The 20,348-nt window shown below is 69.3% G+C and carries 20 protein-coding genes; 8 read left to right on the plus strand and 12 right to left on the minus strand.

What is annotated here, in order from left to right; translation table 11 throughout:
* The first annotated feature begins 9 nt into the window (after positions 1 to 9).
* Positions 10 to 1,761 (plus strand): succinate dehydrogenase flavoprotein subunit, encoded by a 1,752-nt coding sequence (gene sdhA, locus BR31_RS0106530; protein WP_027500270.1) that lies wholly within the window; start codon positions 10 to 12, stop codon positions 1,759 to 1,761.
* Positions 1,761 to 2,537, plus strand: a complete 777-nt coding sequence (locus BR31_RS0106535) for a succinate dehydrogenase iron-sulfur subunit (protein ID WP_027500271.1) — start codon at positions 1,761 to 1,763, stop codon at positions 2,535 to 2,537. Before sdhA ends, BR31_RS0106535 begins: the two co-directional genes overlap by 1 nt.
* Before the next feature lie 91 nt (positions 2,538 to 2,628).
* On the opposite strand, the gene BR31_RS0106540 is transcribed toward BR31_RS0106535, so the two are convergent.
* Together BR31_RS0106540 and BR31_RS0106545 are read right to left on the minus strand one after the other, a co-directional pair.
* Positions 2,629 to 3,741, minus strand: a complete 1,113-nt coding sequence (locus tag BR31_RS0106540; RefSeq protein WP_027500272.1) for a CapA family protein — start codon at positions 3,739 to 3,741, stop codon at positions 2,629 to 2,631.
* Between the two features lie 51 nt (positions 3,742 to 3,792).
* The gene (locus BR31_RS0106545; RefSeq protein WP_027500273.1) at positions 3,793 to 4,530 is read right to left on the minus strand and encodes a GntR family transcriptional regulator; all 738 of its coding nucleotides are present in this window, start codon (positions 4,528 to 4,530) and stop codon (positions 3,793 to 3,795) included.
* Between the two features lie 180 nt (positions 4,531 to 4,710).
* Between BR31_RS0106545 and iolC the strand changes: the two genes are divergently transcribed.
* The 5 genes from iolC to BR31_RS27620 are packed head-to-tail and all read left to right on the plus strand — an operon-like array spanning position 4,711 to position 10,527.
* Entirely contained in the window at positions 4,711 to 5,688 is a 978-nt protein-coding gene (gene iolC, locus BR31_RS0106550) for a 5-dehydro-2-deoxygluconokinase (RefSeq protein WP_027500274.1), read from the plus strand.
* Positions 5,681 to 6,574, plus strand: a complete 894-nt coding sequence (gene iolB / locus BR31_RS0106555) for a 5-deoxy-glucuronate isomerase (RefSeq protein ID WP_027500275.1) — start codon at positions 5,681 to 5,683, stop codon at positions 6,572 to 6,574. The genes iolC and iolB overlap by 8 nt, the downstream gene beginning before the upstream one ends.
* Before the next feature lie 2 nt (positions 6,575 to 6,576).
* Positions 6,577 to 8,529, plus strand: a complete 1,953-nt coding sequence (gene iolD, locus BR31_RS27615; RefSeq protein WP_037175800.1) for a 3D-(3,5/4)-trihydroxycyclohexane-1,2-dione acylhydrolase (decyclizing) — start codon at positions 6,577 to 6,579, stop codon at positions 8,527 to 8,529.
* On the plus strand, positions 8,526 to 9,431 hold the full coding sequence (locus tag BR31_RS0106565; protein WP_027500276.1) for a sugar phosphate isomerase/epimerase family protein: 906 nt from the start codon (positions 8,526 to 8,528) through the stop codon (positions 9,429 to 9,431). Before iolD ends, BR31_RS0106565 begins: the two co-directional genes overlap by 4 nt.
* A 16-nt stretch (positions 9,432 to 9,447) precedes the next feature.
* Complete coding sequence (locus BR31_RS27620; RefSeq protein WP_051637030.1) at positions 9,448 to 10,527, plus strand: Gfo/Idh/MocA family protein; 1,080 nt, start codon at positions 9,448 to 9,450, stop codon at positions 10,525 to 10,527.
* A 2-nt stretch (positions 10,528 to 10,529) separates the two neighbouring features.
* Here the strand turns inward: BR31_RS27620 and BR31_RS0106575 are convergent, their stop codons facing one another.
* From BR31_RS0106575 to BR31_RS0106590, 4 genes are all read right to left on the minus strand, one after another.
* Positions 10,530 to 10,772: a helix-turn-helix transcriptional regulator gene (locus tag BR31_RS0106575; RefSeq protein WP_027500277.1), complete on the minus strand. Its 243-nt coding sequence runs from the start codon at positions 10,770 to 10,772 to the stop codon at positions 10,530 to 10,532.
* A complete protein-coding gene (locus BR31_RS0106580) occupies positions 10,762 to 11,604 on the minus strand; it encodes an ABC transporter permease (protein WP_027500278.1) in 843 nt (280 codons plus the stop codon). The genes BR31_RS0106575 and BR31_RS0106580 overlap by 11 nt, the downstream gene beginning before the upstream one ends.
* Complete coding sequence (locus tag BR31_RS0106585; RefSeq protein WP_027500279.1) at positions 11,601 to 12,530, minus strand: ABC transporter ATP-binding protein; 930 nt, start codon at positions 12,528 to 12,530, stop codon at positions 11,601 to 11,603. Before BR31_RS0106585 ends, BR31_RS0106580 begins: the two co-directional genes overlap by 4 nt.
* 92 nt (positions 12,531 to 12,622) lie before the next feature.
* Positions 12,623 to 12,928: a hypothetical protein gene (locus BR31_RS0106590; protein WP_156042375.1), complete on the minus strand. Its 306-nt coding sequence runs from the start codon at positions 12,926 to 12,928 to the stop codon at positions 12,623 to 12,625.
* A 113-nt stretch (positions 12,929 to 13,041) separates the two neighbouring features.
* Here BR31_RS0106590 and BR31_RS0106595 point away from each other — a divergent pair, with 113 nt between their 5' ends.
* On the plus strand, positions 13,042 to 14,334 hold the full coding sequence (locus BR31_RS0106595; protein WP_037175734.1) for a D-alanyl-D-alanine carboxypeptidase family protein: 1,293 nt from the start codon (positions 13,042 to 13,044) through the stop codon (positions 14,332 to 14,334).
* A gap of 17 nt (positions 14,335 to 14,351) precedes the next feature.
* Here the strand turns inward: BR31_RS0106595 and yhjD are convergent, their stop codons facing one another.
* The 6 genes from yhjD to BR31_RS0106625 are packed head-to-tail and all read right to left on the minus strand — an operon-like array spanning position 14,352 to position 20,338.
* On the minus strand, positions 14,352 to 15,380 hold the full coding sequence (gene yhjD, locus BR31_RS0106600; RefSeq protein WP_027500282.1) for an inner membrane protein YhjD: 1,029 nt from the start codon (positions 15,378 to 15,380) through the stop codon (positions 14,352 to 14,354).
* 6 nt (positions 15,381 to 15,386) lie between these two features.
* Positions 15,387 to 16,475 (minus strand): tryptophan--tRNA ligase, encoded by a 1,089-nt coding sequence (gene trpS, locus BR31_RS0106605; RefSeq protein ID WP_051637018.1) that lies wholly within the window; start codon positions 16,473 to 16,475, stop codon positions 15,387 to 15,389.
* Between the two features lie 42 nt (positions 16,476 to 16,517).
* Complete coding sequence (locus BR31_RS27625; protein WP_051637019.1) at positions 16,518 to 16,997, minus strand: barstar family protein; 480 nt, start codon at positions 16,995 to 16,997, stop codon at positions 16,518 to 16,520.
* Entirely contained in the window at positions 16,997 to 17,404 is a 408-nt protein-coding gene (locus tag BR31_RS0106615) for a guanyl-specific ribonuclease (protein ID WP_027500284.1), read from the minus strand. The genes BR31_RS27625 and BR31_RS0106615 overlap by 1 nt, the downstream gene beginning before the upstream one ends.
* The gene (locus tag BR31_RS0106620) at positions 17,394 to 19,511 is read right to left on the minus strand and encodes an MMPL family transporter (RefSeq protein ID WP_027500285.1); all 2,118 of its coding nucleotides are present in this window, start codon (positions 19,509 to 19,511) and stop codon (positions 17,394 to 17,396) included. Before BR31_RS0106620 ends, BR31_RS0106615 begins: the two co-directional genes overlap by 11 nt.
* 23 nt (positions 19,512 to 19,534) lie before the next feature.
* Positions 19,535 to 20,338 carry an exodeoxyribonuclease III gene (locus BR31_RS0106625; protein ID WP_027500286.1) on the minus strand — a complete coding sequence of 268 codons (804 nt, stop codon included), beginning with the start codon at positions 20,336 to 20,338 and terminating at the stop codon, positions 19,535 to 19,537.
* Positions 20,339 to 20,348: the final 10 nt, after the last annotated feature.

Raw genomic sequence — 20,348 nt, forward strand, 5'->3', positions numbered from 1 at the left:
AGAAACTTCATGCAGGAACATCGTTATGACGTGGTCATCGTCGGTGCCGGCGGCGCCGGCATGCGCGCCGCCATCGAGGCAGGCCCTCGGGTGCGCACCGCGGTCCTGACCAAGCTCTACCCCACCCGCAGCCACACCGGTGCGGCCCAGGGCGGCATGTGCGCCGCGCTGGCGAACGTGGAGGAAGACAACTGGGAGTGGCACACCTTCGACACCGTCAAGGGCGGCGACTACCTCGCCGACCAGGACGCGGTCGAGATCATGGCCAAGGAAGCCATCGACGCGGTCCTCGACCTCGAGAAGATGGGTCTGCCGTTCAACCGGACCCCCGAGGGCAAGATCGACCAGCGCCGCTTCGGTGGACACACCCGTGACCACGGCAAGGCGCCCGTGCGCCGTGCGTGTTACGCCGCGGACCGCACCGGCCACATGATCCTGCAGACGCTCTACCAGAACTGCGTCAAGCACGACGTCGAGTTCTTCAACGAGTTCTACGCGCTCGACATCGCGCTCACCGAGACCGAGGAGGGCCCCGTCGCGACGGGTGTCGTCGCCTACGAGCTCTCCACCGGCGAGATCCACCTCTTCCACGCCAAGTCCATCGTGTTCGCCACCGGCGGCTCGGGACGCATGTACAAGACCACCTCCAACGCCCACACCCTCACCGGTGACGGCATGGGCATCATCTTCCGCAAGGGCCTGCCCCTGGAGGACATGGAGTTCCACCAGTTCCATCCGACAGGCCTCGCCGGCCTCGGCATCCTCATCTCGGAGGCCGTCCGTGGTGAGGGCGGCATCCTGCGCAACGCGGACGGCGAGCGCTTCATGGAGCGCTACGCCCCCACCATCAAGGACCTCGCGCCCCGCGACATCGTGGCGCGTTCGATGGTGCTCGAGGTGCTCGAGGGCCGCGGCGCGGGCCCGAACAAGGACTACGTCTACATCGACGTGACCCACCTCGGCGAGGAGGTGCTCGAGGAGAAGCTCCCCGACATCACCGAGTTCGCCCGCACCTACCTGGGCGTCGACCCGGTCACCGAACTGGTGCCCGTGTACCCGACCTGCCACTACGTGATGGGCGGCATCCCCACCAAGATCCGCGGTGAGGTGCTCCGCAACAACGAGGACATCGTTCCCGGCCTGTACGCCGCGGGCGAGTGCGCCTGCGTCTCCGTGCACGGCGCGAACCGTCTCGGCACCAACTCGCTGCTCGACATCAACGTGTTCGGCCGTCGCGCCGGCATCGCGGCCGCCGAGCACGCCGAGAACACCGACTTCGTTGAGCTGCCGGAGAACCCGACCAAGATGGTCGAGGAGTGGCTCGCGGTCATCCTGTCCGACCACGGCAACGAGCGCGTCGCGGACATCCGTACCGAGCTGCAGCAGACCATGGACAACAACGCGTCCGTGTTCCGCACCGACGCCACCCTGACCCAGGCACTCAAGGATGTGCGCGCCCTCAAGGAGCGCTACAACCACATCACCGTGCAGGACAAGGGCAAGCGCTACAACAGCGACCTGCTCGAGGCCGTCGAGCTCGGCTTCCTGCTGGAGATGGCGGAGGTGACCGTCGTCGGCGCGCTCAACCGCAAGGAGTCCCGCGGCGGCCACGCGCGCGAGGACTACCCGGACCGCAACGACGCCGAGTACATGCAGCACACCATGGCCTACAAGGAAGGCGACGGTCTGCTCTCCGACATCCGTCTCGACTACAAGCCGGTAGTCATGACCCGCTACGAGCCGATGGAGCGTAAGTACTGATGTCCGCACCCGTTGTAGACAAGGACGCCCCCGCGCTGCCGCCCGTTCCCGAGGGCGCCGTGATGGTGACCCTCAAGATCGCCCGCTTCAACCCCGAGGACGGCGAGGGCCAGCACTGGGACAGCTTCCAGGTCCCGACCCTGCCCACCGACCGCCTGCTGAACCTGCTGCTCTACGTGAAGGGCTACCTGGACGGCACGCTGACGTTCCGTCGCTCCTGCGCGCACGGCGTCTGCGGTTCCGATGCCATGCGCATCAACGGCGTGAACCGGCTCGCCTGCAAGGTCCTGATGCGCGACATGCTGCCGAAGGACCCCAGCAAGACCCTCACCATCACGGTCGAGCCCATCAAGGGCCTGCCGGTGGAGAAGGACCTGCTCGTGGACATGGAGCCCTTCTTCGACGCGTTCCGCGCCGTGAAGCCGTTCCTCATGACCTCCGGCAACGAGCCGACCCGCGAGCGCATCCAGTCGCAGGCCGACCGCGCGCGCTTCGATGACACCACCAAGTGCATCCTCTGCGCGTGCTGCACCACCTCGTGCCCGGTCTACTGGAGCGACGGCAGCTACTTCGGCCCCGCCGCGATCGTCAACGCGCACCGGTTCATCTTCGACAGCCGCGACGAGGGTGCCTCGGAGCGTCTGGACATCCTGAACGACAAGGATGGCGTGTGGCGCTGCCGCACCACCTTCAACTGCACCGACGCGTGCCCCCGCGGCATCCAGGTGACGAAGGCGATCCAGGAAGTCAAGCGCGCACTGCTGTTCGCGCGGTAGCGAAGCGGCTAGCGCGACCTACCGATACAGCGCGCGGTAAGCGATTCAGACCAAAAGGCGCGGTTCCCGGCAACGGGAACCGCGCCTTTTGTCATTCCCGGCCCCGGTCCGGTCGGGCGACGAGGGCGCCGCCGCCCGGGTCCACCCTGGTCCCGAAATCGCGACCGAGCCCGTCGAGGACCCCGCGTAGCCATCGGGTGTCGGCGGCCGAGGCACGGCGCAGCCGCATCCGCCGGGATTGCATCGGCACGATCCGGAGCTCGCGCAGCTCGTGCGAGCGCGCATCGAGGGTGACCAGGTACAGCGGCCTGAGGTCGTCGCGGAACCGCTCGTAGCCGCCGATGCCCTCGTAATCGTTGATCAGGTCGCCGCAGCCGTACAGGATCGGCCTGCCTCGGTAGATCTCGACGGGGCGCGGATGGTGCGACGAATGACCGTGGACGATGTCGACGCCGCCGTCCACGAGCCGGTGCGCGAACCGGACCTGCGCCCCTGGCACGCCGAATCCCCAGTTCGACCCCCAGTGGACGGACGCCACCAGGAGGTCACCTTCGCGGCGTGCCCGCAGCATCCGGTTGAGCACGGCGTCGGCGCCGCTGTTCGAGATGTCCGCGAGCAGCGCCAGACCCGGGCGGCCGCCCCTTGCCGCGTCCCTGGATGAGACACCTGAGGACTCCGCGCCCATCGACCAGATCAGAGCGCGGCCCGCGGTGGTGTGCACCGCCACCGGAGCCCACGCCTGCCGGGCGGTGCGGCCCGCACCCGCGTGCCGGACACCCGCGCGGCGGAGTGTGCGCAGGGTTTCCTCGAGACCGCGGATGCCGAAGTCCAGGATGTGGTTGTTCGCCAGGACGCAGACATCGATGTCGGCGGCGGTGAGCACGCCTACATTCGACGGGTGCATCCGATAGTTGATCCCCTTGGGCGCGTAGTCGTCTGATGTGGTGACGGCGGTCTCCAGGTTGATCACCCGAAGGTCCGGGTCGGCTTCGTCGAGCACCGTCAGCGCCTCGCCCCATGGCCAGTCCCAGTCGACGGGCGCGGCGATCCTGCCGTTCACGCGCTCGGCCAGAGTGACGTACTCGCGCGCGTCGCTCGCGCAGCGCTCCCGCAGCGCAGGCGAGCCGGGACACGGCAGGATCTGGTCCACTCCCCTGCCGGTCATCACGTCCCCGGAGAGGAACAGCGTGATCGTCTCGGCCATTCGTCCATCACCCAGATCCACGGTAGTCACCCCTGCCACCGCGCGTGGCTCCTACCGGTCGACCACGGTCATGTCGAAGTGGTACATGGTCGCGCGGTAGACGTGGCTGCCGAACTCGACCACCCGGCCCTCGTCGTCGAAGGCGGTCCGGTTCATCGTCAGCAATGGCGCCCTGACCTTCTCGCCGAGCAGCGCGGCCTCGGCCCGGTCGGCGGCCTTGGCCCCGATTCGTTGCCGCGCGAGGCGGATGTGCACCCCGCGGGTGCGCAGCGACTGGTACAGCCCGTGCGTCTCCAGTTCCTCGGGGCCGGGCGCAAGCACTGCAGGCAGATGGTTGGTCATCAGCGCGAGCGGCTCGCCGTTGCTCAGCCGCAGCCGGCGGATGGTCGCGACCTCTTCCTCGCCGAGCAGGTTCAGCTCCCGCGCGACGTCGCCGGTCGGCGCGCCGACCCGGTACTCGAGCAGCGTGGTGGTCGGGTTCTGACCGGCCTTGGCGAGGTCGTCGAAGAGGCTGGTCAGCTCGATCGGCCGGTGTACCGGCCCCTGCACCACCTGGGTCCCGACGCCGCGCTTGCGCACCAGCAGACCCTTGTCGACCAGTTCCGCGATGGCGCGCCTGGCGGTGGGCCTGGACAGGTTCAGCCGCTTGGCCAGGTCGAGCTCGTTCTCGAAGCGGTCCCCGGGCCCCAGGTCGCCGCCGAGAATGGCGCCCTCGATCGCCTGTGCCAACTGGAAGTACAGCGGCACCGGACTCGACCGGTCGAGTTCAACGGCAAGCGGTGCAGCCACTCTCGGCTCCGATCATCGACGGCGACCGCGCCCGTGCGGCCACCGAAAAGGCAGGCTGAGGCGAAGATTAACACCAGTTGACCGAAAGTTAGAATGTTAGGACAAACGGTTGACATTCCCCCGCGAGGTGGCGCAGAGTTTGCATCAGAGATCAGTCTCCATCAACGTCGGGAGTCCCTCTTGGCAAACACGGGAAATCGACTGTTCGACGTGCTCGCCATCGGGCGATGCGGCATCGACCTCTACCCGATGCAGACCGGTGTCGGCCTCGAGGACGCCCAACTCTTCGGCAAGTTCCTCGGCGGCAGCGCGGCAAACGTGGCCGTCGCTGCCGCCCGCCTGGGCCTGCGCAGCGCCTTGATCTCCGGCGTCGGCAATGACCCGTTCGGCACGTTCGTGCGCGCCGAACTCGCCCGCCTCGGCGTCGACAACCGGTATGTCCGCACGGATCAGCAGTACCCGACGCCGATCACGTTCTGCGAGATCTTCCCGCCCGACCGGTTCCCGCTGTACTTCTACCGCCGCCCCGCCGCACCGGATCTGCAGCTGCGCGCGGACGAGATCGACACCGCGACCGTCCGGTCCGCGGCGCTGTACTGGTCCACGCTGACCGGGCTGTCCGAACAGCCAAGCCGCGATGCTCATTTCGCCGCGTGGCGGGCGCGCGGCCGCACGCGGCACACCGTGCTCGACCTCGACTACCGGCCGATGTTCTGGGAATCCCCCGCTGCGGCCACAGCCGTGGCCCAGCGCGCGCTGCACCAGGTCAGCGTGGCCGTGGGCAATCTGGAGGAGTGCGAGATCGCGGTCGGCGAGAGCGATCCACGCAGGGCCGCCGACGCGCTGCTCGACATGGGCGTCGAGCTCGCCGTCGTCAAGCGTGGACCGGCGGGCGTGCTCGCCAGGACCAGGGACGAGACGGTGACCGTGCCGCCCGTCACCGTCGAGGTGGTCAACGGGCTCGGCGCCGGCGACGGCTTCGGCGGCAGCCTCTGTCATGGCCTGCTCGCGGGCTGGCCACTGGAGAAGACGCTCCGCCACGCCAACGCGGCAGGCGCCATCGTCGCCTCGCGCCTGGAGTGCTCCACCGCGATGCCGACGGCGGACGAGGTCGCGGCGCTCGCCGAGCGGTCCGCCGTGGGGGCCGTCGATGCCTGACGCGAACCACCTCCCCGCGGGCACCGCCGCCGACGGCCCGTTCGCACTGGCCATCACCCCGCAGTCGGCGGGCTGGAGCGCGTCGAGCCTGTGGGTCCTCGAGCTGCCGCGGGGCGGTCGGGTCGATCTCGAGTCCGGCGACGACGAGATCATCGTGCTGCCGCTGTCCGGGTCCGCAACGGTGGGGTGCGAGGGACGCGAGATCACCCTGGCCGGTCGACGATCGGTGTTCGACGGGCCGAGCGATTTCGGCTACGTCGGGCGGGGACGCGCCTTCGCCGTTGGCAGCGTGGACGGCGGCCGCTTCGCCCTGTGCGGCGCGCGGGCGGCAACCGAACTCCCGTTCCGCCACGTCCCGGCCGCAGCGGTCCCGATCGAGCTGCGCGGGGCGGGGCACTGCAGTCGCCAGGTGCACAACTTCGCGATGGCCGACACCTTCGACGCCGATTCGATCCTGGCCTGCGAGGTGATCACCCCGGCGGGCAACTGGTCCTCGTACCCCAGCCACAAGCACGACGAGGAGACCGCGCACGAGTCCGCGCTCGAGGAGATCTACTACTTCGAGTTCGATGAGACCGGCGCGCAGTCGGTGGATCGGGGCCGTCGCGGGTTCGGGTTCCACCGGGTGTACGGCACCAAGGAGCGTCCGATCGACGTGCTGGCCGAGGTGCGCACCGGGGACGCCGTGCTGGTTCCGCACGGGTACCACGGACCGTCCGTGGCCGCACCCGGCTACGACATGTACTACCTCAACGTGATGTCCGGGACCGGCGACCAACGGTCATGGCGGATCGTCGACGATCCAGCCCACGCCTGGATCAGGCAGACCTGGCGAACCCAGGACATCGACCCCCGACTGCCCCTCCCCAGGACCACAGGAGTGTGAGCGTGGCGCAGCGACAGGAAGTACCGAACACCGAAGCGACGGTGCGGCTCTCCGTCGCGCAGGCCGCCGTGCGGTTCCTGGCGAACCAGTTCACCGAGCGCGACGGCGACCGCACCCGGCTGTTCGCGGGCTGTCTCGGGATCTTCGGCCACGGCAACGTCGCAGGCCTCGGACAGGCACTGCTGGAGGCCGAGCTCGAGGACCCGCGTCTGATGCCGTACGTGCTCGGGCGCAACGAACAGGCGATGGTGCACACCGCAGCCGCGTATGCCAGGGCCCGCGGCCGGCTGCAGACCTGGGCGGTGACGACGAGCGTCGGACCGGGCGCGACGAACATGATCACCGGCGCCGCGCTCGCCACCATCAATCACCTGCCGGTACTGCTGTTGCCCGCCGACACCTTCGCCACCCGAGTCGGCGCCCCCGTCCTGCAGGAGCTGGAGTTGCCCTCCAGCGGCGACGTCACGGTGAACGACGCCTTCCGGCCGGTGTCGCGGTACTTCGACCGGGTGTGGCGGCCCGAGCAGCTGCCCGCGGCCCTGCTCGGCGCGATGCGGGTGCTCACCGATCCGGTCGAGACCGGCGCGGTGACGGTGGCGATTCCGCAGGACGTGCAGACCCAGGCGCACGACTGGCCGGAATCGCTCTTCGCGGAGCGGGTCTGGCATGTGGGACGCCCGCTGCCGCAGCGCGCCGCCCTCGAGCGCGCGATCGAGGTGATCCGTGCGGGGCGCCGACCCCTCGTCGTCGCGGGTGGCGGCGTCCTCTACTCGGGCGCGTCCGAGTCGCTGGCCCGGTTCGCCGAGCTCACCGGGATCCCGGTGGCGGTGACCCAGTCCGGCAAGGGCTCGCTGGCGTCGGACCACCCGCAGTCCGTCGGCGCGGTCGGCGTCACCGGGACCACCGCCGCGAACGAGCTCGCCGCCGCGGCCGACGTGGTGATCGGGATCGGCACCCGGTACACCGATTTCACCACCGCGTCCCGGTCCGCGTTCGCCGATCCGGGCGTGCGGTTCGTCAACATCAACGTCGCACCCTCGGACGCCGCCAAGCAGTCGGGGGTGAGCGTGATCGCGGATGCCAGGGAGGCGCTCGACGCCCTCACGGCCGAACTGCACGATCACCGGGTGTCCTCGGAATACCGGATGCGGGCAACCGAACTGGTGCGGATCTGGGACGCCGCCGTGGATTCCGCATACCGGTCGGCGGGCGCGGGACTCACCCAGACGGAGGTGATCGGACTGGTGAACACGCTCTCGGACCCGACGGACGTGGTCGTGTGCGCGGCGGGCTCGCTCCCCGGCGACCTGCACAAGCTGTGGCGGGTCCGCGACCGCGCGGGCTATCACGTCGAGTACGGCTACTCCTGCATGGGATACGAGGTGGCGGGCGGTCTCGGCGTCGCGATGGCCTGCCCCGGACGCGATGTGTTCGTGATGGTCGGCGACGGTTCGTATCTGATGATGGCCACCGAGCTGGTCACGGCGGTCCAGGAAGGGATCAAGGTGATCGTCGTGTTGGTCGACAACCACGGATTCGCCTCGATCGGTTCGCTCTCGGAATCGGTTGGCTCGCAGCGCTTCGGCACCCGATATCGGTACCGGTCGCCGGACGGCCGACTCGGCGGCGGCCCGCTGCCGGTCGACCTCGCCGCGAACGCCGCCAGTCTCGGCGTCGACGTCATCTCGGCCCGCACCGCGAGCGAGTTCACCGACGCCGTCAAGGCCGCCAAGGCGAGCGCGCGCAGCACGGTGCTGTACGTCGAGACGGACCAGCTCGCCTCGGCGCCGGACAGCGGGTCCTGGTGGGATGTACCGGTTTCCGAGGCCTCGGCCCTGCCGTCCACCCGACGGGCCCGCGAGGGGTACGAAACCCGCAAGCGGGCCCAACGGCACCACCTGCGCCCGTCCGAGAGCGCAGAGCCGCACCGCGCGGTCGGAGAGGAGCCACGATGAGCGTGATCCGCGTCGGATCGGCGCCCGTCTCCTGGGGGGTGTGGTTCGGCACGGACCCGCGACAGGTGCCGTACGGCCGGTTCCTGGACGAGGTGTCCGCGGCCGGCTACCGATGGATCGAGCTGGGCCCCTTCGGGTACCTGCCCACCGACCCGCAGCGCCTCCGCGACGAGCTGGGCGCCCGCGATCTCCGGCTATCCGCCGGCACCGTCTTCGAGCGCCTGCACCAACCCGGCTCATGGGATGCGGTGTGGGACGACGTCAGCCGGGTGGCCGCGCTGACGGCAGGGGCGGGCGGCCGCCAGGTGGTGGTGATACCCGAGATGTGGCGCGATCCCGCAACCGGGACCATCCGGGACGACAGCCGTCTCAGCCAGGAGCAGTGGCGCGCCAAGACGTCCGGGATCGACCGGCTCGGCCGGGCGATGTTCGAGGAGTTCGGGGTGGCGCTGCGCTATCACCCGCATGCCGATAGTCACGTCGGCAGACAGGACGAGGTGGTCCGGCTGCTCGAGGACACCGATCCGAGTTACGTGAACCTGTGCCTGGACACCGGCCACATCAGTTATTGCGGCGGCGACAACCTCGCGATCATCGGCAACTATCCGGACCGCATCGGCTACCTGCATCTCAAGCAGGTCGATCCGGCCATCGTCGCCAAGGCAGAGGAGCAGGACCTGACGTTCGGTGAGGCCGTCATGCTCGGGGTGATGGTCGAACCGCCACGCGGTGTCCCCGAACTGCCCCCGCTGCTCGCCGCGGTGGACGAGCTCGACGTCGACCTGTTCGCGATCGTCGAGCAGGACCTGTATCCGTGTTCGGGCGACGTGCCACTACCCATCGCCGCCCGCACCCAGAAATACCTGTCGGGATGCGGTGTCCCGGCTCTCCGGTTCGACTGATCACGAGGAGCACACCATGTCTGATACTCGGGACCTGCGCGTGGCCGTGCTGGGCGTGGGCGCCATGGGGGCCGATCACGTCGACCGGATCAACAGGCGGACCAGCGGCGCGCGGGTCACGGTGATCAGCGACGCCTCCGCGGAACGGGCCGCGGAGGTCGGGGCGAGCGCACCGGATGCGCAACTGGTGACCGATCCGTTCGAGGCGATCGCCGTCGAGGACGTGGACGCGGTCGTGCTCGCCACGCCGAGCGCGGCGCACGCCGAGCAGGCACTCGCCTGCGTGAACGCGGGCAAGCCGGTGCTCTGTGAGAAGCCGTTGGCCACCGATGCCGAGGGTGCACTCGAGATCGCCAGGCGGGAAGCGGAACTCGGTCGGCGGCTCGTGCAGGTCGGGTTCATGCGCCGCTTCGACCACGAGCACGAGCGGCTCAAGTCACTGATCGATACCGGCGAGCTCGGCCAGCCCCTCGTGATGCATTGCGTGCACCGGAACCCGGCGGTGCCGGCGCGGTGCGACAGCGCGACGGTGATCTGGAACTCGGTGGTGCACGAGATCGACGCGACGCGGTACCTGCTCGGCGAGGAGATCATGGCGATCACCGTGCTCCGGCCGACGCCGAGCTCCCATGCGGCGGAAGGACTTCAGGATCCGCAGCTGGTGATCCTCGAAACCGAGACCGGCCGGATGGTGGACATCGAGGTCTTCGTCACGAGCGGCGTCGGCTACGAGGTACGGACCGAGGTCGTCGGCGAGCGGGGCAGCGCGATGATCGGCCTCGACGTCGGGCTGGTGCGGCGCACCGACCCCGGCAGGTGGGGCGGTCAGGTCACTCCCGGCTTCCTGGAGCGGTTCGGTCAGGCCTACGACAGCGAGGTCCAGCGCTGGGTGGACGCCGTCCGGGCGGGCGGCGGATCCGGCGACTGCGTCGACGGCCCCGGCGCCTGGGACGGGTATGCCGCCGCCGCGGTGTGTGCGGCCGGGATCCGGTCCCTGGAGACCTGGGACCGGATCGAGGTGGACATGGTGCCCCGCTCGACCGTGGGCGGGTCCGGGCAGCCGAGGGTCGCACCCGGGCGGGATCGCGCCCGGTGACCTCACGCGGTCTCGGTGCCCGACCCCAGCCGGGGAAAGGGTTCGGTGGAGAACACGACCTCCACCGCCACCTCGAAGTACGCCGCGATCCGCAGCGCCAGGTGCAGGCTGGGACTGTATTCGCCGCGTTCGAGGTAGCCAACGGTCTGATAGTGAACCCCGAGCGCCTCGGCCAACTCCCGCCGCGAGATGCCCCGCTCGGCGCGGAGCATCGCGATGCGGTTGTAGATGACCTCAGAAGGCACGCTGCATCGCCTTTTCCCGCCGCGCGGCCATGCTCGATCCCGATTCGTGACGTGCCATGCGTCGCAACACTACCGGCGCGATCAGCAGGCCCGCGACCGCCCAAACGCCCAGCACCGCCGCGGTCTCGAGGTGCCGCCAGGACTGGTCGATCTCGATCGCGACCGCTTCGTCGGGCAGCAACGCCGAACGCATGCCGAGGCCGAGCCAGTACATCGGGAACGCCTGGCCGACCGCTTGCAGCCAGCCCGGCAGCGCGGTGATCGGGTAGAAGATGCCCGAGATGGCGATCAACCCCATCAGCGGCATCGTCAGCAGGAAGGCCGACCGCGTGTCCAGCACACTGCCCAGGATCGCGCCGAACGGCAGCACCGCCAGCAGACCAAGCGCCACCACCCACACGAAGGTCGCCACCGCGCCCGAACCGGACAGCGACGAGCCGCCGATGATCACCACGCCGACTCCGAGCACGACGAGCACCTGCACGATCACCGATCCGGCGGTGGCCACGATCTTGCCGACGAAGTAACCGACCATGCCCTTCGGCACCGCCTTGGCGCGCAACAGGGTGCCGTCTTCTCGGTCCAGCACCAGCACGTTGAGCAGCGCGTACATGCCGTTGAACGCGATGATGCTGCCGAGCAGCCCCGGCACGGCCAGCTCGGCGACGGACAGCCCGCTGTCCCCGTACATCCGGTTGCGCAGCAGGAACAGCACGCCGAGCGCGATGGCAGGAGTGAGGAACTGACCGATCAGGTCGGGGCCGTTGGTGTACAGCTGCCGCAGTTCGATTCCGCCGCGGGCGAGACCGGCTCGGGTGGCAATGGCGCTCATCGGGTGACCTCCGCAAGGGTGTGGACGGGCTCGGTCGCTTCGCCGGACTCGGCGCGCCGGACCAGGGTCATGTAGGTGTCTTCCAGCGAGGCGCGGCGCACCTCGAGGTCGCCGATGCTCTCGCCGTGCTGCTTGAACAGCTCGTGCACGAACTTGGTCGACTCGGTGGTGGTGTGGACGAAACGCTGACCGTCCACGGTCCAGCTCACCTGGGCCTCGCCTGCGATCGACCGGGCCAACTCGTCGGGCGAACCGTCGGCGATGATCCGGCCGCCCGCCAGGATCAGGATCCGGTCGGCCAGGATCTCGGCCTCGTCGAGGTCGTGCGTGGTCAGCAGCACGGTGGTGTCCTCGAGGTCGGCGAGCCGGTGCACCAGATCGTGGAAGTCGCGGCGCGCGGCCGGGTCGAAGCCCGCGGTCGGCTCGTCCATGAACAGCACCTCGGGCCTGCCGACGACACCGATCGCCACATCCAGCCTGCGCCGTTGACCACCTGACAGCGTGGAGATCTTGGCCCCGGCCTGCTCGGTGAGGCCGACAAGCGCGATGAGTTCGTCGGTGTCCCATGGCCGTTGGACCCGATCGGTGGAATAGGGGCGGTAGTACGCGCCGAGATGGGCGAGCAGCTCGCGCACCCGCCACTTCGCGTGGTCGCGCCACGATTGCAGGACGACGCCGATCCGGGCGCGCCAGTGTTCGTCGCCGTGTTCCGGGTCGACACCGAGGACGGCGACGCGCCCCGCCGAGCGTCCGCGGAAGCCCTCCAGGATCTCGATGGTGGTGGTCTTGCCCGCCCCGTTGGGGCCGAGCATGACCAGTACCTCACCGCGCCGCGCCTGGAATGTCACGTCACGCAGAACCTCAGTGGTGTCGTACTGCATGCGCAGCGTGTCGACATCGAGAACAACCCCATTGTCCGAAGCCATGAAACCCTCCCAATCATCAGCCTTCGATGATTTGTAGCATACCTACTACATATTGAGGCAGCAATACTTCTCCGACGCTTCTTCGTGTACGGCTAGGAGATCTCGTCGCGGAGCGAGCGCTCCCTCGCCTCCTTCGCACGCTCGACGAAGGCGGTGAAGACCGGGATCTGCGCGGCAGGCACCGTGAACGGCAACACCTGGAACGGCCCGCTCACGCCCGTGGTCTTGAGCTTCACCTTCCAGTCGGCCCCCGAGGGGACGACGTGCACCTCCAGGAGCTCCGCGTGCACGAAGAAGATCCCCGGCGCGAATCGGGGTGTCGCGATGGTGACGATGTCGCCGTCGAGCGTCAGCAGAATGTCCCCGTCGATGCGCACCCGGTGCCGGTTCGTGGTCATGGCGCTCATTCGAGCACGACCTCGACCGGAACGGCCGGTCTCGACCCGATTCGGTCACGGGCCGGTGCGGAGACTTGGACCCCGGGCACCGGGTCGAATACCCTGCCTCCTCGATGAACGCGCCCGCACGAGCCCTGACCGCACTGGTCGCCGTCGCCTCGATCGCCCTGGTCGGCGCGCCGGCGGTTGCGCAGCCCGCCCCCGCTCCTCCGGACTCGAGCACGACCACCACCACGCCGTTCACCACCCCGAACACCGACAACTGCCCGCAGCGCAATTCCCCGCCGCAGGCCATCGACCTCTCCGAGGTGCCCGCGCCGGGGCAGACCGCGCCCGCCGCGCTGCCCGTCCCCGCCCGGCCGATCGGCGGCGCCCGCCTCGGCGAGTGCGGCGCCGTCGCCCCCGACGGCGCACCCGGCCTGCCTGCCGAGATCTCCGCGACCGGGTGGGTCCTCGCCGACCTCGACTCCGGCGCCGTGATCGCGGCCAAGGATCCGCACGGCCGCTACCGCCCCGCGAGCACCATCAAGGTGCTCCTCGCGATCCTCGCCCTGCGTGAACTCGACCTCGACACCACGATCACCGCCACCGCCGACGACGCGAACGCCGAGGGCAGCGCGGTCGGCCTCGGCAAGGATGGCAAATACACCAACCGTCAGCTCATGCAGGGACTGGTGATGGCGTCGGGCAACGATGCCGCGCACGCGCTCGCCGCGCAGCTCGGCGGTGACGAGCGCACCGTGGAGAAGATGAACGAGCTGGCCCGCTCACTCGGCGCCCTCGACACCCGCACCGCCACCCCGTCCGGCCTGGACGGGCCCGGAATGTCCACCTCCGCATACGATCTCGCGGTCATCTTCCGTGAGGCCATGCGGGACAAGACCTTCGCCGACTTCATCCACACCGAGTCGGTACCGTTCCCGGGATTCCCGAAGGACCCCACCGACCCGGAGGACAAGGACCACCCCGGATTCACCCTCGCCAACGACAACAAGCTGCTCTACAACTACGACGGCGCGCTCGGGGGCAAGACCGGGTACACCGACGACGCCAGGCAGACCTTCGTCGGTGCCGCCGAGCGCAACGGCCGAACGCTCGTGGTGACCCTGATGGCGGCCGACGTCAAGCCGATCCGCCCGTGGGAGCAGGCCGCCCGGCTCCTCGACTACGGTTTCGCGCTCCCGGCATCGGAATCTGTCGGCACCCTGGCCGACTCGGCCGAGGCGCAGACGGCGGCGCCGGTGACACTGGCCGCACCACCCACGGGGCCGGTCGGCGGTCCGACCGCCGCGGCGTCGCCTGCCGACTCCACTTCCGGGGTGTCGAGAACCGCTGTCGCGGTGGTCGGTTCGGCGATCGTCGGCATGTTGCTCGTGGCGGCCGCGCGGCTCCGACGCCGCCGCTGACCGGCCGGCACCGAACGTCAGTCGCGGTGCCTGCGCCGGCGCATCAATCCGCCGAGTCCGACCGCTGCGGCCGCGCCCACCCCGACCAGGGCGAGGGCCTCGGAGATCGTCGGCCCCCTCGCCGGTGCCTGCTTCACCTCGATGATCGCCGGATCCGGCGGCGGCACAAACGCCTTCACCTCGTTCTCGTGTGCCGTCGCCGCCCATGCCGTGGAGAAGAGCACCAACCGTGCCGTGAAGTAGATGAACACCAGGAGGCCGATGATCGGGCCGAAGGTGGAGCCTGCCGGCCCGTTGGTGACCGCCCTCAGGTAGATCACGCCCAACCGCTTGAAGACCTCGAACCCGACCGCCGCGAACAGCGCCGCCTTCGCCGCGCTGCGGAGGGTGATCGGCTCGCGGGGCAACCGGGCGATGACCCAGACGAACAGTGCCCACGTCGCCACCACGGCGAGCACGCTCGACAGGAGTCGCACCAGGGTCCCCACCCAGCCGATGTCGTCGATGCCGAGCCATTCCAGGACCCGCCCTGTGGTGCTGCCCTCCCCGATCATGGACAGACCCACCGAAATGATCAGGGCGAGTACCAGACCCACCAGCTTCGCGAGATCCTTCAGCTTGGTGCGCAGGAACCCCGAACTCGGATGGCGCTGGTCCCACATCGCGCTGAGCGCCTCGCGCAGGTTCGCCATCCAACCGAGGCCCGAGTATGCGGCGACGATCAGACCGATGACACCCACCGTGGTTCGCGCGGCGATCGCGGCATCGATCAGCTGGTTGATCTGGTCACCCAGGTTGCCCGGCATCGCCTTGCTGACCGCATCGTGAATCGAGGTGAGCAGCTCGGGATGCCCGACCAGGATGAAACCGGTGGCCGCGAAGGCGACCATCAGCAGGGGGAACAGCGCGAACACGCTGAAATAGGTGATCCCGGCCGCGAAGTAGTCGCCCTTCTGCGCCTGGTACCGCCCGCCGGCCCGGATCAGGTGATCAAGCCACGGCCGCGCCGCACGTAGACGCTCGAGAAGCGATTTGACGTCCGGCACCGCGGATCACCCCTTGTATGGCAGGAACCCCACCTTGTCATACACCGTCGCCAGAGTCCGCTCGGACACCTCGCGAGCCCGCTGCGCGCCCGCCTCCAGGATGCGGTCCAGCTCGGCCGGGTCGGCCATGTAGGCGTCGACCTTGGCGCGCAGCGGGGTCACGAACTCCACCAGCACCTCGGCCGTGTCGGACTTCAGGTCGCCGTAGCCCTTGCCCTCGTAACCCTTCACCAGGTCCTCGACGCTCGTGCCGGACAGCGCGGACTGAATGGTCAGCAGATTGCTCACGCCCGGCTTGTTCTCCCGGTCGAAGCGGATCTCGCGCTCGTTGTCGGTGACAGCGGACTTGATCTTCTTCGCCGACACCTTCGGGTCGTCGAGCAGGTTGATCAGCCCGGCGGCCGACGCTGCCGACTTGCTCATCTTCGACGTGGGGTCCTGCAGGTCGTAGATCTTCGAGGTGCCCTTGATCATCTGCGCCTCGGGGACCACGAACGCCTTGCCGAACCGGGTGTTGAACCGCTGCGCCAAGTCGCGCGCCATCTCCAGGTGCTGGCGCTGGTCCTCGCCGACCGGGACCCGATGCGGGCGGTACAGCAGGATGTCGGCGGCCATCAGCACCGGATACGTGAACAGACCCACGGTCGCGGACTCGGTGCCCTGCTTGGCGGACTTGTCCTTGAACTGCGTCATCCGGCTGGCCTCACCGAAGCCGGTGATGCAGTTCAACACCCACGCGAGCTGGGCGTGCTCGGGCACCTGGCTCTGCACGAACAGCGTCGACCGATCCGGGTCGATGCCGAGCGCCAGCAGCTGGGCGGCGGCGATCTTCGTGCGGCGCCGCAGCTCCTTTGGCTCCTGCGGGACCGTGATCGCGTGCAGGTCGGGGATGAAGTAGAAGGCGTCGAAATCGTCCTGCAGGGGCACCCACTGCTGCAGTGCCCCGAGAAAATTGCCGAGGTGGAACGAGTCGGCGGTGGGCTGGATGCCCGAGAGCACCCGCTGCCGGGCGGCGGTGCCTTGCGCGGCGGGGGCGGTGTTCACCGGGGCGGTGTCCGATGACGGTGCGGACGGCGACGATGCGGAACTCGACATGGCCCCGATCCTTTCATGCCCGGTCACCCGCCTCGAATTCGATCAGGGCTCCACCCATGCGAGCTCCCCGCCCGCCGACGTCCAGCGGCGGGCCAACGCGCTCGCCGACGGCCGATCCGCCTGCAGGATGACCCGCAGCAGGCCGTCGGTCCTGTCCCTCGCGCCGTCCTCGACGGCGTCGACGAACCAGCCCAGCTCCCCCGGCTCGTCGACCAGCAGGTCCCCCGCGTCACGGACCATCAGCACCAGTCCGGGCGACTCGCCCAACCAGTCGTCGGCGTCGCGCAGGCACTCGTCGAAGGCGTCCTTGTTGGCACCGAAGTAGTACGGGAACTGCAGGGCCGCTGCGAACTCGTCGAACAGGGCGTCGGTCGTCCGCATCTTCGCGGCGCGCACCACCCGCACCGTGTAGCCACGCTCGGACAGCGCGTAGGCGAGGGTGTCGCCGACCGGCGCGGAACCGGTCAGTATGCCCGCCACCGGACCGGTTCGTTCGGTGATGAATCCGTCCACCGTTGTCATCAGCGCATCCTCACAAATGTCGTGTAGTGATCACCGGTGTACCAGGCCGAACCGTCACTTCCGGTGACGATGCGCTGCGCGTCCCTCGGTTTTCCGCGCTGCTTCGGGTTCACGTCCCACTCGCGATAGTTGACGGGGCGACCCGAGGCGTCCGCGGTCGGTAGCTGCCGCTCCCTGTTGCCGAAGCGTTCGCCGCCCTTGGTGCCCGGCGCCCCTGCCGAGTCCGGCCAGGTGCCGTCGTCGATCGCCCGCAGGGTCGCCACTGCCGCCGCGGGGACACCGGGTGGCGCGTCCGGGCCTGGCGCGTCGCCGCCTCGCGTCAGCAGCAACGCCGCCACGGCGACGAGCACCAGGACGGCCGCCGCGATGACACCGCGGGACCGTGCGGACAGCGATCTAGTGGACATTGACCCGCTCCCTCAGCCGGACCATCGACGCGGGCGCCCACCAGTTGGCCTCGCCCATCAGCTTCACCAGCGCGGGCACCAGCAACATCCGGACCACGGTGGCATCGATGATCAGCGCGACGATCATCCCGACCCCGATGAATCGCATCACGGACAGGTCGGAGAGGGTGAACGCGCCGGTAACCAGGATCAACAGGGTCGCGGCCGCGGTGACAACCCGCCCGGTCTTGGCCACGCCGATGCGCACGGCCTCCTCGGTGCCTGCGCCGTCCCGCCTGGCCTCGACCATCCGCGAGATCAGGAACACCTCATAGTCGGTGGAGAGGCCGAACACCATCGCGATGATCAGCACGACCATCCCCGAGATCAGCGGCCCGGGGGTGACGTTCAGCAGCCCCGTCAGGTGCCCGTCGTAGAAGATCCAGGTGAGGATGCCGAAAGTCGCGCCAAGGCTCAGCGCGGCCATCAGCACCGCCTTGATCGGCAGCACGATCGACCCGAACGCGAAGAACATCAGCACCAGCGTCGCGATCACCATCACCGCGATCATCACCGGCAGATAGTGCAGGACCGAGTTCACGCTGTCGACGGACAACGCGGTGATCCCGCCCAGTAGCAATTCGGTGCCTGCGGGCGCCTCGATCCCGTCGAGCCTGCGGACGGTGTCGACCGCGGCGACCGACCGGTCCGGGTCCTCGAGCACCGCGCGGATCGCGACCATGCCGTCGGCCGTGCCGAGGGTGATCGCCTGCTGGACGCCGTCGGTCGCGCCGACCGCCCTGCTCACCTCGGCGACCGCGGCGTCGCCGGGCGGTGCGCCGTCCTCGCCGCGTACCACGACGGTGGCGCCGCTGCTCGCGATCGGAAACTGCGCGGTGAGCTGTTCCACCGTCGTGCGCGTCTCGTTGCCCGGCGGCAGCGCGGTGTGGTCCACATCGCCGAAACGAGTCCCCAAGAGCGGCAACGTCAACAACAACAGCACGGCCACGATGGTGACGGCGATGACGACCGGCCTGCGCATCACCGTGGTCGCGAGTGCGCCCCAGAAGCGTTGCGCGCGAGCCTCACCCCGCTCGAATGCCCCGCGGCGCCAGGTCAGCGCGTCGATCCGCGGGCCGAGGATGGCGAGCAGAGCGGGCAGCGCCGTCAACGACAGCGCCGCGGCAAGCGCGACCGCGGCCATCGCGCCGAACCCGAGCGACTTGAGCATCTGCTGCGGGAACACCAGGGTGCCCGCGAACGCGCACAGCAGCAGCACCGCGGAGAACGCGACAGTGCGGCCCGCGGAGGCCATCGTCCGGGTGACCGCCTCGTCGGTGCCCACCCCTGCGGCCAGCTCCTCGCGGTAGCGGCTCACGATGAAGAGTCCGTAGTCGATCGCCATGCCGAGCCCGAGCAGCGAGGCGATGTTCACCGAGAACACGCTGACCTCGAGGAACATCGACAGCAGGCGCAGCGCGGCCAGCGCGCCGAGCATCGAGAGCGCGCCGATCGCGACCGGGATCGCCGCCCCGACCAGCCCGCCGAAGACCAGCACCAGCACCAGCAGGGTGACCGGCAGCGAGACCATCTCCGCGACCACAAGGTCGCGCTTGGATTCCTTGTTGACCTCGTCCGCGATCGCGCTGAACCCGGACAGCTCGGTGGACACCCCCGGCACGGTCAGCTGCGGTTCGAGTTCCGTGAACGACGCGATCCGCTCGCTCTCGCTCCCCTCCACGAAAACCACTGCCAGCGCCGTGGATCCGTCGCCGCTGCGCAACAACGACCGGATCGGGCCCGTCGCACCCCAGTAGTCCTCGATGGGCTCGGCGAGCAGGCCGCGATCGACATCCGCGAGGCGGGCCGAGACCGCGGGGCCGATGTCGTCGACGGTCTTGCCGTCGGGGGCACGGTAGATCGCGATGATGTCCGGGCTGCGGATCCCGAAATGCTCGGCCAGCAGCTCGTCGACCAGCGCGGCTTCGCTGGACGGATCGATGTCACCGCCCTGGCTGAGCCGGTCCAGCACACCGGACCCCCACAGCCCCCCGAGGAGCATGGCGCCGACCACGACCGTCAGCACGGCCCAACGGCGCCCCAGCACGAACGATGTCCACCGCGTCACGGTGGAAGACTAGCGGTATCTGACTAGCGATACTGGACGGTGACGGGTGCGTGGTCCGACCACCGCAGGTCGTAGGACGCGGCCCGCTCGACGACGGCCTGCTTCGCCCGCTCGGCGAGCACGGGCGTGGAGACCTGGTAGTCGATCCGCCAGCCCGAGTCGTTGTCGAATGCCTTGCCGCGGTAGGACCACCAGGTGTAGGGCCCCTCCAGGTCCGGGTGCAGCCGGCGCATCACGTCGACCCAGCCGAGCTCGCCGAACACCGAACCCATCCACTCACGCTCGTTCGGCAGGAAGCCGGAGTTCTTCTTGTTCCCCTTGTGGTTCTTCAGGTCCAGCTCGGTGTGCGCGATGTTCCAGTCGCCGCACACCACCACGTGCCGGTCCGCCCGCTCGGCCGCCGCTGCCGTCGCCGCCAGATAGGGCCCGAAGGATCCGAGGAATCGTTCCTTCTCCGCCTGCCGCTCGGTCTCCACCTCGCCGGACGGGAGGTACAGGCTGGCGACCGTGAGGTCGTCGAAGTCCGCCTCGATGTACCGCCCGGCCTCGGCGAACTCCTCGTCTCCGTGCCCGATGCGGACCGCGTCCGCAGGCCTGCGCGAGAGGATCGCCACCCCGTTGCGGCCCTTGGCCGACGGCTGCGCGGAGGCCAGGTGCCAGCCGGCCTCGAGCGCGGCGGCCAGGGTCGTGGTCAGCTGCTTGTCGTCGGCGCGGGTCTCCTGGAGGCAGATGACGTCCGCCTCGGTGGCCTCGATCCACTCCAGCATGCCCTTCTTGGCTGCGGCGCGGATCCCGTTGACGTTGACGGTGGTGATGATGTGCGGCACGGGTAGGAAC

Origin of the sequence: Rhodococcus sp. UNC363MFTsu5.1, from assembly GCF_000686785.1 — a bacterium.
GTDB lineage: Bacteria > Actinomycetota > Actinomycetes > Mycobacteriales > Mycobacteriaceae > Rhodococcus_G > Rhodococcus_G maanshanensis.

Coding starts and splice junctions, on each gene's coding strand:
- BR31_RS0106590 (WP_156042375.1), bottom strand. CDS start 12,928: ATGACCACGAACCGGCACCGGGTGCGCATCGACGGGGACATTCTGCTG.
- sdhA (WP_027500270.1), top strand. CDS start 10: ATGCAGGAACATCGTTATGACGTGGTCATCGTCGGTGCCGGCGGCGCC.
- BR31_RS0106540 (WP_027500272.1), bottom strand. CDS start 3,741: ATGGCCGAGACGATCACGCTGTTCCTCTCCGGGGACGTGATGACCGGC.
- BR31_RS0106535 (WP_027500271.1), top strand. CDS start 1,761: ATGTCCGCACCCGTTGTAGACAAGGACGCCCCCGCGCTGCCGCCCGTT.
- BR31_RS0106565 (WP_027500276.1), top strand. CDS start 8,526: ATGAGCGTGATCCGCGTCGGATCGGCGCCCGTCTCCTGGGGGGTGTGG.
- BR31_RS0106595 (WP_037175734.1), top strand. CDS start 13,042: ATGAACGCGCCCGCACGAGCCCTGACCGCACTGGTCGCCGTCGCCTCG.
- BR31_RS0106585 (WP_027500279.1), bottom strand. CDS start 12,530: ATGGCTTCGGACAATGGGGTTGTTCTCGATGTCGACACGCTGCGCATG.
- iolB (WP_027500275.1), top strand. CDS start 5,681: ATGCCTGACGCGAACCACCTCCCCGCGGGCACCGCCGCCGACGGCCCG.
- BR31_RS0106580 (WP_027500278.1), bottom strand. CDS start 11,604: ATGAGCGCCATTGCCACCCGAGCCGGTCTCGCCCGCGGCGGAATCGAA.
- trpS (WP_051637018.1), bottom strand. CDS start 16,475: ATGTCGAGTTCCGCATCGTCGCCGTCCGCACCGTCATCGGACACCGCC.
- BR31_RS27625 (WP_051637019.1), bottom strand. CDS start 16,997: ATGACAACGGTGGACGGATTCATCACCGAACGAACCGGTCCGGTGGCG.
- BR31_RS27620 (WP_051637030.1), top strand. CDS start 9,448: ATGTCTGATACTCGGGACCTGCGCGTGGCCGTGCTGGGCGTGGGCGCC.
- BR31_RS0106615 (WP_027500284.1), bottom strand. CDS start 17,404: ATGTCCACTAGATCGCTGTCCGCACGGTCCCGCGGTGTCATCGCGGCG.